This window comes from Shewanella sp. SP2S2-4 (assembly GCF_031932025.1).
GTDB classification, from domain to species: domain Bacteria; phylum Pseudomonadota; class Gammaproteobacteria; order Enterobacterales; family Shewanellaceae; genus Shewanella; species Shewanella baltica.
This window is the reverse complement of sequence record NZ_JAUOER010000005.1, coordinates 1-13,962: the sequence shown is the minus strand read 5'-3', so window position 1 is coordinate 13,962 and position 13,962 is coordinate 1. Positions and strand designations below refer to the sequence as shown.

Below are 13,962 nucleotides of genomic sequence, written 5' to 3'. Positions count from 1 at the left end.
AAAATGATTGCACTAAGCTTTTGTAAAAACTGTGATCTGATTAAATATTTCTACTTTATTGCTCTCAAAGTGATGCGTTTCTCGCACTCACTAAACTTAAATTATGCCGCATCTTCCTCCTCGTACTCGTCGTCAACTTCAACAATATTATTAGTCGGTGTTAATGATGTGGAACGTTGTGCTTCCGGTTTGTGTGTTATGCGATTGAGCTGCTTCTCTAATTTTTGGCCCATAGCGTTAATCGCAGTATATAAATTTTCATGTTTTGCTTGAGCGAAGAGTTCTCCATTTGGGATGCCAACCGATGCTTCAATTTTGAAACCAGGTTTCTCCTCCGTAATGATTACATGGGGATTTATCATTTGCACATCATGCCTTGAAAGTTTTTCGAAACGGCTTTCAATACGTTCGCGAATAGGAGATGTGACTTCAAGTTGCTTGCTAGTAATCTTTAGCATATTTCGAACCTTCTGTTGTTTCCTTGGATTTCAGATTACCAAGGTCTGTACTATAAAACGAGATCTAGATCGCATTTTTGTGCCAGTTAGTTACTGTTCGTTGGATATTTGATCACTTAGACAAATATCAATAATTCCTGGCCAAAAAGCCTTGTATTGCCTGCTAAATCGGGTCATATTCGATGGGATAACTCCGCAGTCTTTGCCCTTATTTACTTATATTTACTTTAAGTTTCATCCCAAATCCCGATAAAATACCTCAACTTATTTCATTCGTTCACTTTGAGTTTGCCCATTTTATGAATACTGAACACGTTAAGATTAAGGTCTGGGATTTACCCACGCGAATTTTCCATTGGGGCATGGTGTGTCTGTTGGCGCTTCTATGGTGGAGTGCTGACGCTGGCGAAATGCAGTGGCATCAAATTTTTGCTTATAGTTTGCTGATCCTCATTGGATTTAGGATCTTCTGGGGGATCATTGGTAGCGATACGGCAAGGTTTAGCCACTTTGTTCATCACCCTAAGGTTGTGCTCGACTACTTGAAAGCAATCAAAACCAAGGGAATGTCCGTTGTGCTGGGGCACAATCCTATTGGTGGCTACATGGTTGTCGCACTGATTGGGATCATTAGCCTGCAATTAGTCACAGGCCTTTTTGCGACCGATGATATTTTTACCGAAGGTCCGCTCTATAGCTATGTCAGTTCAGATACCAGTGGATTTTTGACTTGGCTACATAAGATGAACTTTAACCTTATCCTAGCGCTGAGTGCCATTCATGTACTGGCAGTGGTTATCCATGCCATCAAGGGCGATAAGTTAGTTGGTGCTATGCTCAGTGGCTACAAGAAGGTCTCTAAGGTGGCACTGTCATCAAGCGTGAATCGTGATCTTACATTCAAGTCAGAGTGGCTTGCCTTAGTGCTGCTGGCTGTATTAGCGGCTGTGGTCTTTGTGTATTTAATGTGGCCGATAGTGCAAGTGCTATAGTTTTACGCAGAGTGTTTGAGTAACAAAAAGCCTGCTAATTAGCAGGCTTTTTGATGGACGAAAAACTAAATAGAACTAGTCTTTCTTATAAACGTCGTGACAACCTTTACAGCTTTTTCCTGTATTCATAAAGGCTTGCTTGATTTCAGCTTGATCACCTTTTTGAGCAACAGTAGCAAGAATGGCGGCATTCTCTTGGAAAGTTTTCATTTTTGCATCGAAATCAGCTCTGTCTTGCCAAACTTTGGCTAAAGCTTCAGTGTCGCCTTTGTCTGAGCCATCAATAAAACCTTCGAAAGGAATTTTTGATAATGCAGCAACATTCGTTGCGCGCATTGCGAAGGTTTCCGCTTCGAAAGGTTTTTTGCCTTTCATCATGGCAGCCATATCGCCGAAGTTATAAGCAATAAGACCAAATGCAGATTGGCGGTATTCAATCGCATCTTTAGAATCTTCGAAATTGTGTGCCTGTGCAGCTGAAGCCAATAGAGTACTGGCAACGAGAGTAAGTAGTAATTTTTTCATCGTATTCTCACAAATTAGCGTCGAAGTGTGACATTGCGCTTCTATTGTACACAAATTAACTTGATGTACTAGAAGCATTTTTGTCAGTTTTTGTCTGGATAAGATGACTAAACGTAACAAGTTATTTGTATGAAAATTGATGTCGGTTTAACAACAACGCTACTCTAGATGGTTTTAGTGTTAAGCCAGTCATTGCCTAAGAAAGATCTGGCTTATATGAATTTAACTGTAAGCGACTAATTTTTGTATTTAACATAGATACAAGAAGGGCAGCCTAGTGGCTGCCCTTCATTCAGTTAGAACCAATCATAACAAGTGAATCAGAGTAAATGAGAAGCTTAAGCTTCTAACTTAGCGAACTCTGATTTTTGTTCGTTGAGCTTGTCCATGTCACGCTTGAGATCGGTCATCTTAGCGCGCTCTTTGTCGATAACCTCGGCTGGAGCTTTTGCAACGAAACCTTGGTTCGACAATTTGCCTTCGATGCGAGCGATCTCTTGGCCGAGCTTTTCAAGCTGTTTATCGATACGGGCCATTTCGGCGGCGACATCGATCAAGCCTGCCATAGGGATCAGCAGCTCCATTTCGCCAATCAAACCTGTGGTCGACATAGGCGCAGTTTCGCCATCGGCTAAAATGGTCATGCTTTCTAAGCGGGCAAGTGTGGTGAAGAAGGTTTGGTTGGCTTCAACACGGGCTTTATCTTGTGCGCTAACACCACGAAGTAGGGCATTTAGCGGCTTAGATGGGGCAATGTTCAGTTCGGCGCGAATGTTACGCACGGCGACAATCACTTGCTTAACCCATTCTAAATCGGCCATTGCTGCGCTATCGACTTTAGCGGCATCAAATGTTGGGAACGGTGCCAGCATGATGGTATCACCAGCGACACCCGCTAACGGTTTAACGCGCTGCCAGATGGTTTCAGTGATATACGGCATCATAGGGTGCATCAGGCGTTGCATCGCTTCGAGCACTGTCACTAAGGTGTGACGGGTGCCGCGCATTTGCGCTTCGCTGCCGTTTTGTAATACCGGTTTAGTCAATTCTAAGTACCAGTCACAGAACTGGTTCCAAGTGAACTCATACAGGGTATTGGCTGCTAAGTCGAAACGATAGGCTGTCATGTGATCGTCAAAGGTCTTAACGGTTTGATTGAACAAGCCAATAATCCAGCGATCGGCCAACGACAGTTCCATTTCGCCGCCTTTGTGCTCTGGTGAGCCTGGGCCGCAATCTTGATCTTCTGTGTTCATCAGCACGTAGCGTGAGGCGTTCCATAACTTGTTACAGAAGCTACGGTAACCGTCCAAGCGCTTCATGTCCCAGTTGATGTCACGACCCGTTGATGCCATTGCCGCAAGCGTAAAACGCAGTGCATCTGTGCCGTGGGCTTCGATACCGTCGGCAAATTCTTTGCGAGTGCTCTTTTCAATCTTGGCTGCCAGTTGTGGCTGCATCATGTTGCCGGTACGTTTTTCAACTAAATCTTCAAGTCCGATACCGTCGATCATATCTAATGGATCGAGTACGTTACCCTTAGATTTTGACATCTTGTTACCCGCTTCATCGCGGATAAGGCCGGTTACATAGACAGTTTTGAACGGGACTTGTGGCTTGCCGTCTTCATCTTTGATGAAGTGCATGGTCATCATGATCATACGGGCAACCCAGAAGAAGATGATGTCAAAACCTGTCACCAACACGTCGGTTGGGTGGAAGGTTTTTAAATCTTCTAAATTGTCAGGCCAACCTAAGGTTGAGAACGTCCACAGGGCTGAGCTGAACCAAGTGTCCAGTACGTCTTCGTCTTGGCGTAGTGTCATTGAGTCGGCGATATTGTGCTTAGCACGGACGTCGGCTTCGTTGCGGCCGACATAGACTTTACCGTTTTCGTCGTACCATGCAGGGATGCGGTGACCCCACCACAATTGGCGCGAAATACACCAGTCTTGAATGTCACGCATCCACGAGAAGTACATGTTCTCGTATTGTTGCGGCACAAATTTAATGCTGCCATTTTCAACGGCTTCGATAGCGGTTTTCGCCATTGGCGCAACAGCCACATACCATTGGTCGGTTAGCATTGGCTCGATAACCACACCTGAGCGATCGCCGTAAGGCACTTTCAAGGCATGAGGTGCGATTTTTTCGAGCAGACCTAAAGTGTCAAATTCAGCGACGATAGCATCGCGCGCTTTAAAACGGTCAAGTCCGGCAAAACGTTCAGGCAGGCTGCCATCGAGCGTTTTGTTGAAAGTACCGTCAGAGTTCACCACTTCGGCACTTGCACGAATGGCGGCATCTAAGGTCAGTACGTTGAACATTGGCAGGTTGTGACGTTTACCGACTTCATAGTCGTTAAAGTCATGGGCAGGGGTGATCTTCACACACCCTGTACCAAAGGCCATGTCGACGTAATCGTCGGCCACGATAGGAATGCGGCGGTTAACAATCGGCAATAGAATAAACTTACCGACTAGCGCTTGATAGCGTTCATCATCGGGATGCACTGCAACTGCACTATCGCCGAGCATGGTTTCTGGACGCGTGGTAGCGACTTCTAAATAGTCTTTACCATCGGCCGTCAGTTCACCGTCGGCCAGTGGATAACGCAGATGCCACATGTGGCCCTGTTTTTCTTTGCTTTCCACTTCTAAATCAGAGATAGCCGTGTGCAGCTTTGGATCCCAGTTGACCAAACGCTTACCGCGATAAATCAACTCGTCTTCGTACAGACGTACAAACACTTCTTGCACTGCCTTAGATAAGCCTTCGTCCATAGTGAAACGCTCGCGGTCCCAATCAACAGAAGCGCCCATACGACGTAGCTGCTTAGTGATAGTGCCGCCCGATTGCGCTTTCCATTCCCACACTTTATCCATAAAGGCATCGCGACCTAGGTCATGGCGATTTTTGCCTTCTTCGGCTTCAAGCTTACGCTCAACCAACATTTGGGTGGCGATACCCGCATGGTCAGTACCGACTTGCCATAGGGTATTTTTGCCTTTCATCCGTTGGTAACGGGTTAAGGTATCCATAATGGTGTCTTGGAAGGCGTGGCCCATGTGCAAGCTGCCCGTCACGTTTGGTGGCGGGATCATGATGCAATAATTGCCTTGGGATTCATCGCCGTGTGGCTTGAAGTAACCTTGCTCTTCCCAGTTTTGGTAAAGAGTTTGCTCGATGGACTGCGGATCGTATGTTTTTTCCATGGGAACGTGTCTGTCTCAAACTAATTAAGTGGATGTGTTGCTAAGTCTTGGGTCTGTAAATTGACCCCTAAGCCGCGATACTGTCGATAACGTTCGCGAGCGACCGCTTTATGCTGATCGTCATTGGCAACAAAATCGATAATGTGGCCAAAGTTTACCGCAAATGGGGGCGCTTGGTCTGCAAGATTAATCAGAACTTGGCGACTTTTGTTGGCGCCGAGGCGATCAAAACCAATTTCTACCGGCGATCCCGTCATCGGGCCTTCACCTTTAAGGTTATGAGGTACAAAGGCACTTGGCTCAAACTGCCATAAAAGTTCATCAATCGCATGGGCTTGCTGCTTATCTTGGCAATGGATATAGACCCATTGTTGCTTCACAAAAGCCTGCTGCGCCAGTTGGCATGCCAGAAGATGCATCTCGCAAAGTGCAGGGTTTGCATTCGCGGTTGCAACAGGTGAATCAACCTTGGCCTTGGCAGGTGATGCCACTGGCGGCATGAGATAAAACAGCACTTGAGTCATGATTTCAATGCCTTGCTTCACTTGTTTTAGTGGCGAACGAAAGGAGCAGTTTACACTAAAAGTCAGTATGGGTTAATGCTTGGGGCAAACCTTGCGCTGAGCTTTTATCTATCGCTGTCTAGCGGAGCTTAATGGAATGCTTTCAAGCCGCTTTTGATGACTTAGGTTTTATTGTTATCTGTTGAAAATATTATTTTAATACCTTCTGTCTTCTAGGTTTCTAACTCAAGCCCTTATCCAGGAAATTGATTTTCAGAATAAAATAGCGAATAAAAAAGGCGAAGATTTTCATCTTCGCCTTTGATTTATCTGATCTTAAAAAAGCTAAGATCTGATAGTCGGTTATTCGCCGAGTTCAACGCCTGCACGATTGATCAGGAACTGAGTCAATAGTGGCACAGGACGACCCGTAGAACCTTTGTTAGCACCGCTATTCCAAGCTGTACCCGCAACGTCTAAGTGAGCCCAGTTGTACTTTTTAGCAAAGCGCGAGAGGAAACATGCTGCTGTGATAGCACCTGCTGGACGACCACCTAAGTTGGTCATGTCAGCAAATGGACTGTCGAGCATATCTTGATACTCATCCCACAATGGCATGCGCCATGCGCGGTCACCACTTTGCTCACCGGCACTTAATAGCTCGTGTGCCAGTGGGTTATGCGATGAGAACAGACCCGATGCGTGTTTACCAAGGGCAATCACGCATGCGCCAGTCAGAGTCGCTGTATCGATAACCAATTCAGGATCGAAACGCTCAACATAGGTCAATACGTCACACAGGACTAGACGGCCTTCAGCATCGGTATTTAACACTTCAACGGTTTGGCCTGACATAGTGGTCAGAATGTCACCTGGACGGTAAGCATTACCCGATGGCATGTTTTCACAGCCAGCCAGAATACCCACAACGTTGATAGGTAACTTCATATCACAGATGGCTTTCATGGTGCCGATAACACCCGCTGCGCCGCCCATGTCATATTTCATTTCGTCCATGGCTTCGCCAGGTTTCAATGAAATACCACCCGAGTCGAAGGTTAACCCTTTACCGACTAATACGATGGGTTTTTCTGTGCTATCGACAGCGCCCTTGTATTCCATCACTGTCATGATGGATTCGTTAGCACTGGCGCGACCGACTGCAAGGTATGAGTTCATGCCCAGTTTGGCCATTTGCTCTTCACCGATAGTGGTGACATGCAGGGTGTCGTGCATTTCAGCCATTTGGCGCGCTTGCGAGGCCAAATAGGCTGGATTACAGATATTAGGTGGCATGTTGGCCACATCGCGACATAAGTGCATGCCGGCAGACACTGCCATACCATGCTCGATGGCGCGCTCACCTAAGGTTAATTCACGGCGAGTGGGTACATTGAACACTAATTTACGCAGTGGACGGCGGGTTTCACCTTTGCGGGTCTTTAGGGCATCAAAGCTATAAAGACTGCTATTGGTGGTTTCAACCGCTTGGCGCACTTTCCAATACGTATCGCGTCCTTTCACGTGCAGTTCAGTCAAGAAGCAAACTGCTTCCATTGAACCTGTTTCGTTAAGGGTGTTGATTGTCTTAGTGATGATTTGTTTGTATTGGCGTTCGTCTAGTTCTCGTTCTTTGCCACAACCCACTAATAAAACACGTTCACTCAATACGTTAGGAACATGGTGCAGCAACAACATCTGGCCAGGTTTACCTTCCAGATCGCCGCGACGCAGTAGGTTACTGATATAACCTTCGCTAATTTTATCTAATTGCTCCGCGATACCAGACAGACGACGGGGTTCATAAACACCGACCACGATACAGGCTGAGCGTTGTTTTTCGGGGCTACCGCTCTTTACGCTAAACTCCATGAGCACTCCTAGATTCTTAAAGACAAATTTTTATATTTATTGGATAATGTCTGCTTGTCCCGAAAAGGGCCTAAGTTATTACTCCAAAGGTGATTTATTCTCGGCGCTTGAGTCACGCATTTCGTGACGTTAAGTTTACCTAGAACCCCTGAAGCTGGTCAGAAAACTATCAAAAGTAAACAGTTTACATGAAAGTTAGTCTGTTACCAGCAAAAAGATAAGTTTAGAGACCGGATCCTGCCTGTGATTGTATTTAAATACCTTATTCGAGAAGTTTTAAAGGCACAAATTGCGGTACTTTTAGTGCTGTTAACTATTTTTATTAGCCAGCATTTCGTGCGTATACTGGCCGATGCCTCCGACGGCGATTTTCCCGCCTCTTTAATCATGACTCTGATTGGGCTTAACTTGCCATATCTAGTGATCTTAGTCCTGCCGTTAAGTTTGTTCTTGGGGATTTTACTGGCCCACGGCCGTATGTATTCCGAAAATGAAATGGTCGTTCTCCATGGTGTTGGGGTCAGTGAGTGGTATGTCACCCGCGTGACGCTGATTCTTGCCGTGATCAATATGTTGTTTACCGGCTATTTATCCCTTTATGTCGCCCCTTGGGCAGAAGAGCAGCAAAACCAAGTGCTCGAAAAAGCCCAGTCCGAAGCCGGGCTTGCGGCCTTAGTACAAGGGCGTTTTCAGGCGAGCCCTAATGGTCGCGCGGTATTATTTGTAGAACGTATCGGTAAAGATAACGAGTTAGATAAAGTGTTTGTGGCCCAGTTGCCAGACCCAGATGACGAAACCGGTGTCACCAATGTGGTGGTGGCCAAGGGTGGTCGAGTGCAGGAAGATAGTTCAGGCGCCCAGCAATTGAACCTGAATGATGGCGTGCGTTATCAAGGCAGCCCGAAGGCGAAGGACTACCAAATGATCGAATTTGGTGGTTATAAAATGCAAATTAAAGAGCAGCAAGTCGACGAGCGTCGGCGTAAGTTATCTGCGCTGCCTGTCGATGAACTCGTCAAAATCGAAGGGGCGGAAGCCGTTGCCGAATTCCATTGGCGTCTTGCCATTCCGCTGGCGATTCCGATCATGACCTTGATTGCGGTGCCACTGGCGCGGGTGAATGTGCGTCAAGGTAAGTTCGCTAAAATGTTCCCTGCAGTACTCTTGTACCTTGGCTATTTTGGCCTCATGGTCGCCGGACGTAAGGCATTGCAAGATGGGATTATTCCATTGTATTTAGGCATGTGGTGGATCCATATTTCAGCGCTCTTGATGGGGCTGTTCTTGCTCGGCAAAGATAGGCCTATATTTAGTCGTATCTCGACCCTGTTTGCCCATAAGAAGGTGGCGGCATGAAGATATTAGACCTTTATATCGCCAGAGTATTGTTAAGCACTTCAGCGCTGTGTTTGCTGGTGTTGACTGGCTTGTCGGGCATCATTAAATGGGTTGACCAGCTGCGCTTAGTCGGTCGTGGCACCTATAGCATGATGGATGCGGGCATCTATGTGTTGTTTTTAGTGCCACGGGATATCGAAATGTTTTTCCCTATGGCCGTGCTGCTGGGCGCGTTGATTGGCATGGGAATGCTGGCATCGAACTCTGAACTTGTAGTAATGCAAGCTTCTGGCATGTCACGTTTGCAGATCACTATGTCTGCGATGAAAACCGCTGTGCCCTTGATGTTGCTGGTGATGGTGTTAGGGGAATGGGGCGCACCGATTGCCGAGCAAAAGGCTAATGAGTTGCAAGCTATTAAACTCTCAGGCGGGAGTTTAATTAAGTCCCACCGCGGTATTTGGGCAAAAGACGGTGATTTGTTCGTGAACATTGGTGAAGTTGAAAACATCAATAAACTCAACAACATTACGCTTTATAAGTTCAATAGCGAACTCAAGCTCACCAACGTTGTACATGCGGACCGCGCGGTGTTTTCCCAAGACCGTTGGCGTTTATTCGACGTCAAACGTACCGATTTAAGCTATGAGAAAGTTGTGCTTGAGTATCTGGAAGAAGACCAATGGCAGTCGAGTTTAACGCCGGATAAGCTCAGTGTGGTTTCGATTAAACCTGAAGCGTTATCTATCCGCGGTCTGGTCGGTTATCTCGATTACCTAAAAACCAACAGCCAAGATCCTAGCCGCTATGAATTGGCACTGTGGCGCAAGGTGATGCAGCCGGTGACGGTTGCTGTGATGATGTTAGTGGCACTGTCGTTTGTATTTGGGCCGCTGCGAACTGTGACTATGGGCGCGCGGGTATTGCTAGGGGTTGTGGCGGGTTTCAGCTTTTATATCAGTAATGAGATTTTTGGTCCTATGAGCATAGTGTATGAGTTACCTGCCTATGTGGGGGCTGTGGCACCAAGCTTGCTGTTTACCGGCGTTGCCTTCTACTTTATCCGGCGATGATACTCATCTTATTACTCCCCGTTTAGTTTATAAGAATAGTTTATAAGAACAGTTCCTAAAAAATAGCCCATAAAAAACGACGCTTTTGCGTCGTTTTTTGTATTTCGGATTTACTTAAGAATAAACTTATGCCCCGTGCCAGTTACGCATTTGATTGGCTTCTTTAGACAATACAACCACTTCTGAGCGGGTCATACTATCTTGTAGGGCAAGCTTATTGCCATTGATGAGGATCCACAGATTACCAATGCCGAGCAGTGACCAAACGATGCGAGCGTAGGCCGTGATCATGCTTAAGTTTTGGCCGTTTGGATGTTGGATCTTAAGCCGCCAAGCGCGCATCCCTAAGGTTTGACCGCCCTTACTCCAGAACAAGGCGTAGAAAGTGCCAACACACAAGACGAGCCAGAGTTGATAAATACCATGGTAAATCGGCGTGCCATTGAGCGCGTCAGAGACATGCTCAAAGCCATTCATGCCAGCCAATCCTGAAGCGGTAAGGCCGTAGAAAATGCCAAAGCCCACAGCGCCAGCAACCATATACACGGCCACGGCTAACATCGAATCGTAAACGGCAGCACCTAAGCGGCGAAAGAATCCCGCACGGGGAAAGTTAGCATGTTCGGTATTGAGCATCACAGTGTCCTGTTTTTAAAGTGCTTAAAGCGAATACAAATATGGATACCTGCCTAGGCTTCTGGTTCTTCGTCTCTAACAAAATGGATATTGCTAAAGCCAAAGCGGGCAAATTCTACTTTTCTGAATTCTTTTTCAGCCTTAGCCCCCTTGCGCGACGTCATGGCGACTTGTTGCTCCATGGCTAAAAATTTGGTCAGATCGATACCTTCGGCTTCGGCCACTGCTTCATATAAATCATGGTGTTTGTCGTAGCTAAAGGCGATGGTTTTAGTCGTACCTTTGAAGGTGTAAGTGACTTGACGGGCCATGGGGAGCTCTCCTGAAATAAGTCTGAAATTAATTAAATTCACTTCTAAAAATAAAATACACAGCACCTAATATGCACAATCCTGCCCACAGATAATCGAGCTTCAATGGTTCTTTCATATAGAAATAGGCAAAGGGGACGAACAGACTTAAGGTGATGACTTCTTGTAAAATCTTTAACTGGCCGACGTTCATAACCGTGTAACCGATTCGGTTAGCGGGTACTTGCAGCAAGTATTCAAATAGGGCGATGCCCCAACTCACTAAGGCGGCGATAATCCAAGGCTTTGAGCCTAAGGTTTTCAAATGCCCATACCAAGCAAAGGTCATAAAGATATTGCTCAAGCAGAGTAAACCAATAGTCGTTAGGGTTGGATTCATCTTTCATCTCTATGATTAAATTTATAAATCATATACATGGCATCGTCGGTATAGCTGCCAAGGCACTTGTCTATGGCCTGAGGCTTAAAGCCCATTTTTAGCCAATAACTGTCGGCGCCTTGAACGGCAACGAGGGACAAGGAATTGAGATTATATCGATCTGCCAGTAGTGTTAAGCGGGTGAGTGCCTTAGCACCTGCGCCTAAACCTTGGGCTTTGGCTGAAAGAGCAATATCGTGCAGGTATAAAGTATCAGCCTTAGGTAAATGGGTGATGGGCTGATAGAGCGCTGGCGGCATATTAGTGGTCCAAGGGTGGGCCAAGCAATAACCGACAACTGAGCCATTTACTTCGAACACAAAACAGGACTGTGGTGATACCTGCCATTTACTTTGCAGCACGTGCAAGGGCTCAGGATCCAGTTGTGAGTAACACTCATCTTGGATTGCTAAAATGGCATCCCAATCCTGTGGGGTGATTGCTCGCAGTAACATGGCCGACAATTATCCTGTTTCAAAAGTCCTGTTGAAGGAACTCCGTTGAAAGAGTCCTGATTCAAATAAGCTCGGCATTATAACCTCAAGCGGCTTTAAAATGCAGGCATCAGCGGCAATATAAAGCGCTTTAAAACCCGTATAAACTGAGCTTTCAGCGCTTTTAAGTATCCGCAGCGGTTAAATGCCCAGATATCGTTGGCGCAGGTGACGCTCAAGATATTGACCATTTAGGGTTTCGCCCGTTGCTTGGCGGATCAGTTCATCGGTGGTGAGTAAGGATCCCTTAGACCAAATGTGCTCGCGCAGCCATTGGAATACCGAGTCCAACTTGCCTGCATCGATTAGGGCTTCAATCGGTCCTAAGGCTTTTTCCATCGCAAAACGACATTGAGCGGCATACATGGCACCTAAGGTGTAACTTGGGAAATACCCTAGCTCACCGACAGCCCAATGGATGTCCTGCATGCAACCGTCGCGGTAATTGCCATCAGTATTGATCCCCAGTAATTGTTGCATCTGCGTCGACCAAAAATCAGGTAAATCATCGACGGTTAAGCTGCCGTCGACAAAGGCTTTTTCTGCCTCAAACCGCAGTAAAATGTGGCAGGGGTAAGTGACTTCATCGGCATCGACGCGGATAAGTCCGGGATTTACGCGGGTATAATGTTGCGCTAATTCTTGGGCACTGAAATGACAGTTAAGATGCTGCGCGATTTTGGGCTGCAACTGACGTAGAAATGCCGGATTTGCCCCAAGCTGCATTTCGCAAAATAGACTTTGGCTTTCGTGGACGCCCATAGAACGTGCAAGCCCAGCGGGTTGACCGCGCCACGCTTGAGGTAAACCTTGCTCGTATCTGGCATGGCCTGTTTCATGAACTATGCCCATGATTGCACTACTGAAATCGGCCTCATTGTAGCGGGTTGTTATCCGCACATCGCTTGGCACGCCGCCACAAAATGGATGGCTACTCATATCCAGCCTGCCGTGATTAAAGTCAAACCCCAAAAACGCCATGACGTCACGGCCAAGCGCTTGCTGCGCGCTGATATCGAAGGGGCCATTGAGCACAAGCTTTGGTTCGTTTGCCTGCTTAGCCAGCACTTCTTGGATGAGTGTCGGTAGCCAATCTTTCAGGCCGCCAAAGGTTTGTTCTAGCTTTGCCGTGGTCATTCCCGGTTCAAATTTATTGAGCAGGGCGTCATAGGGCGTGATATTTTGCGCTTCGCCGCGGATCTGCGCTTCTTCCTTGGCAAGGTCGATGACCGCTTTTAGATTGGGCTTAAAGCCCAGCCAATCATTATTTTTACGCTGCTCGCGCCACGCATTCTCGCATTGATAAGCCATCTTGGTTTTGGCTTGTACTAGGTCGCCTGGCACTAAGTTGGCCTGTTGATACTGGTACAGTATTTCCCGCAGATTGGCTTCTTGCTCTGTTGAGAGAGATTCGTCCGCCGCGCCGTGTAAGTGCTCGGCTAAGGCGGCTGAGGTTTTGAGACCGTGGATATGCAGCGCCAGTTCTGCCATTGCATCGCCGCGATCTTGACCACCGCCCATCGGCATCATGGCCGCTTGATCCCAGTCACCCAAAGCGCTGAAATGTTCAAAGTGAGAAATTTTCTGGAAATGTGCCGTCAGTTTGTCGTAACTTGGCGTTGGTACTTTAGTCTTAGGTGTGCCCATGGGATTTCCCTTCTGGCGCATAAAACCTGCGCGAATAAATAACAATAACAGGATGATAATACAATGAAGTCAAAATCTTATAGCACTAAAATGCTAAAGGCCGCGCTGTGCCTGACCCTCGCTGCTATCGCTTCGACGGCGCAGGCGGGTGCCGATAAATTTGTCGCAGGGCCTGCTATTCCTGAGTTTGGTCAGATTGCCAAAGTCGACAGCATGATGCCCATTCCTAAGGGCATGAAGTTTAAAGTGGCTTTTGATATGAGTAAGGCGGCCGATGTGGGCAAGACGAATCGTCAGCTCGAAAGTTTAGCGCGTTTTATCAATATGCATGTGGCGGCAGGCGTTAAAGAAACGGATATCGAACTGGCTATGGTGGTGCACGGTGGCGGCATCAGCGATTTAGCTGATGATGTTTTTTATGCCAAGCAGCATTCAGGTGCCGTAAACGCCAATCGCGCTTTGGTTAAGGCTCTGGTTGAT

At 46.9% G+C, this 13,962-nt stretch carries 14 protein-coding genes; 4 read left to right on the top strand and 10 right to left on the bottom strand.

From position 1 onward, the window contains the following. Positions 1-101 precede the first annotated feature (101 nt). Positions 102-458, bottom strand: a complete 357-nt coding sequence (hpf, locus tag Q4Q54_RS05755) for a ribosome hibernation-promoting factor, HPF/YfiA family (RefSeq protein ID WP_006080799.1) — start codon at positions 456-458, stop codon at positions 102-104. A 299-nt stretch (positions 459-757) separates the two neighbouring features. Here hpf and Q4Q54_RS05750 point away from each other — a divergent pair, with 299 nt between their 5' ends. Then, positions 758-1,450 (top strand): cytochrome b/b6 domain-containing protein, encoded by a 693-nt coding sequence (locus Q4Q54_RS05750; protein ID WP_012588256.1) that lies wholly within the window; start codon positions 758-760, stop codon positions 1,448-1,450. A 75-nt stretch (positions 1,451-1,525) separates the two neighbouring features. Here the strand turns inward: Q4Q54_RS05750 and Q4Q54_RS05745 are convergent, their stop codons facing one another. From Q4Q54_RS05745 to pepA, 4 genes are all read right to left on the bottom strand, one after another. Continuing rightward, entirely contained in the window at positions 1,526-1,975 is a 450-nt protein-coding gene (locus Q4Q54_RS05745; RefSeq protein WP_006080801.1) for a c-type cytochrome, read from the bottom strand. Positions 1,976-2,313: 338 nt separating this feature from the next. Beyond that, complete coding sequence (locus Q4Q54_RS05740) at positions 2,314-5,190, bottom strand: valine--tRNA ligase (RefSeq protein WP_012587112.1); 2,877 nt, start codon at positions 5,188-5,190, stop codon at positions 2,314-2,316. 20 nt (positions 5,191-5,210) lie between these two features. Then, entirely contained in the window at positions 5,211-5,714 is a 504-nt protein-coding gene (locus tag Q4Q54_RS05735) for a DNA polymerase III subunit chi (RefSeq protein WP_071938331.1), read from the bottom strand. A 342-nt stretch (positions 5,715-6,056) separates the two neighbouring features. Next, entirely contained in the window at positions 6,057-7,565 is a 1,509-nt protein-coding gene (pepA, locus tag Q4Q54_RS05730) for a leucyl aminopeptidase (RefSeq protein ID WP_106649869.1), read from the bottom strand. A 243-nt stretch (positions 7,566-7,808) separates the two neighbouring features. On the opposite strand from pepA, the gene lptF reads away from it, so the two are divergent. Then, the gene (gene lptF, locus Q4Q54_RS05725; RefSeq protein WP_011847425.1) at positions 7,809-8,921 is read left to right on the top strand and encodes an LPS export ABC transporter permease LptF; all 1,113 of its coding nucleotides are present in this window, start codon (positions 7,809-7,811) and stop codon (positions 8,919-8,921) included. After that, positions 8,918-9,976 (top strand): LPS export ABC transporter permease LptG, encoded by a 1,059-nt coding sequence (gene lptG / locus Q4Q54_RS05720; RefSeq protein ID WP_006085768.1) that lies wholly within the window; start codon positions 8,918-8,920, stop codon positions 9,974-9,976. Before lptF ends, lptG begins: the two co-directional genes overlap by 4 nt. Before the next feature lie 126 nt (positions 9,977-10,102). Here lptG and Q4Q54_RS05715 read toward each other — a convergent pair whose 3' ends face one another. The 5 genes from Q4Q54_RS05715 to Q4Q54_RS05695 form a co-directional block, all read right to left on the bottom strand. Further along, positions 10,103-10,612, bottom strand: a complete 510-nt coding sequence (locus Q4Q54_RS05715; RefSeq protein WP_311987951.1) for an RDD family protein — start codon at positions 10,610-10,612, stop codon at positions 10,103-10,105. A 53-nt stretch (positions 10,613-10,665) separates the two neighbouring features. Continuing rightward, positions 10,666-10,923 (bottom strand): DUF2960 domain-containing protein, encoded by a 258-nt coding sequence (locus Q4Q54_RS05710; RefSeq protein WP_071938330.1) that lies wholly within the window; start codon positions 10,921-10,923, stop codon positions 10,666-10,668. A gap of 28 nt (positions 10,924-10,951) precedes the next feature. Continuing rightward, positions 10,952-11,302 carry a DMT family protein gene (locus Q4Q54_RS05705; protein ID WP_006082592.1) on the bottom strand — a complete coding sequence of 117 codons (351 nt, stop codon included), beginning with the start codon at positions 11,300-11,302 and terminating at the stop codon, positions 10,952-10,954. After that, entirely contained in the window at positions 11,299-11,796 is a 498-nt protein-coding gene (locus Q4Q54_RS05700) for a GNAT family N-acetyltransferase (protein ID WP_006082591.1), read from the bottom strand. Before Q4Q54_RS05700 ends, Q4Q54_RS05705 begins: the two co-directional genes overlap by 4 nt. Before the next feature lie 180 nt (positions 11,797-11,976). After that, positions 11,977-13,482, bottom strand: coding sequence for a carboxypeptidase M32 (locus Q4Q54_RS05695; protein WP_226059014.1), 1,506 nt, complete (start codon positions 13,480-13,482; stop codon positions 11,977-11,979). Positions 13,483-13,545: 63 nt separating this feature from the next. Here Q4Q54_RS05695 and Q4Q54_RS05690 point away from each other — a divergent pair. Beyond that, the coding region (locus tag Q4Q54_RS05690) for a hypothetical protein (RefSeq protein ID WP_311987950.1) at positions 13,546-13,962 on the top strand (417 nt) is incomplete at its 3' end.

What these genes read in the sequence shown, in the direction of transcription:
- hpf (WP_006080799.1), bottom strand. Translation starts at nt 458, where the DNA reads ATGCTAAAGATTACTAGCAAGCAACTTGAAGTCACATCTCCTATTCGC.
- Q4Q54_RS05750 (WP_012588256.1), top strand. Translation starts at nt 758, where the DNA reads ATGAATACTGAACACGTTAAGATTAAGGTCTGGGATTTACCCACGCGA.
- Q4Q54_RS05745 (WP_006080801.1), bottom strand. Translation starts at nt 1,975, where the DNA reads ATGAAAAAATTACTACTTACTCTCGTTGCCAGTACTCTATTGGCTTCA.
- Q4Q54_RS05740 (WP_012587112.1), bottom strand. Translation starts at nt 5,190, where the DNA reads ATGGAAAAAACATACGATCCGCAGTCCATCGAGCAAACTCTTTACCAA.
- Q4Q54_RS05735 (WP_071938331.1), bottom strand. Translation starts at nt 5,714, where the DNA reads ATGACTCAAGTGCTGTTTTATCTCATGCCGCCAGTGGCATCACCTGCC.
- pepA (WP_106649869.1), bottom strand. Translation starts at nt 7,565, where the DNA reads ATGGAGTTTAGCGTAAAGAGCGGTAGCCCCGAAAAACAACGCTCAGCC.
- lptG (WP_006085768.1), top strand. Translation starts at nt 8,918, where the DNA reads ATGAAGATATTAGACCTTTATATCGCCAGAGTATTGTTAAGCACTTCA.
- Q4Q54_RS05715 (WP_311987951.1), bottom strand. Translation starts at nt 10,612, where the DNA reads ATGCTCAATACCGAACATGCTAACTTTCCCCGTGCGGGATTCTTTCGC.
- Q4Q54_RS05710 (WP_071938330.1), bottom strand. Translation starts at nt 10,923, where the DNA reads ATGGCCCGTCAAGTCACTTACACCTTCAAAGGTACGACTAAAACCATC.
- Q4Q54_RS05705 (WP_006082592.1), bottom strand. Translation starts at nt 11,302, where the DNA reads ATGAATCCAACCCTAACGACTATTGGTTTACTCTGCTTGAGCAATATC.
- Q4Q54_RS05700 (WP_006082591.1), bottom strand. Translation starts at nt 11,796, where the DNA reads ATGTTACTGCGAGCAATCACCCCACAGGATTGGGATGCCATTTTAGCA.
- Q4Q54_RS05695 (WP_226059014.1), bottom strand. Translation starts at nt 13,482, where the DNA reads ATGGGCACACCTAAGACTAAAGTACCAACGCCAAGTTACGACAAACTG.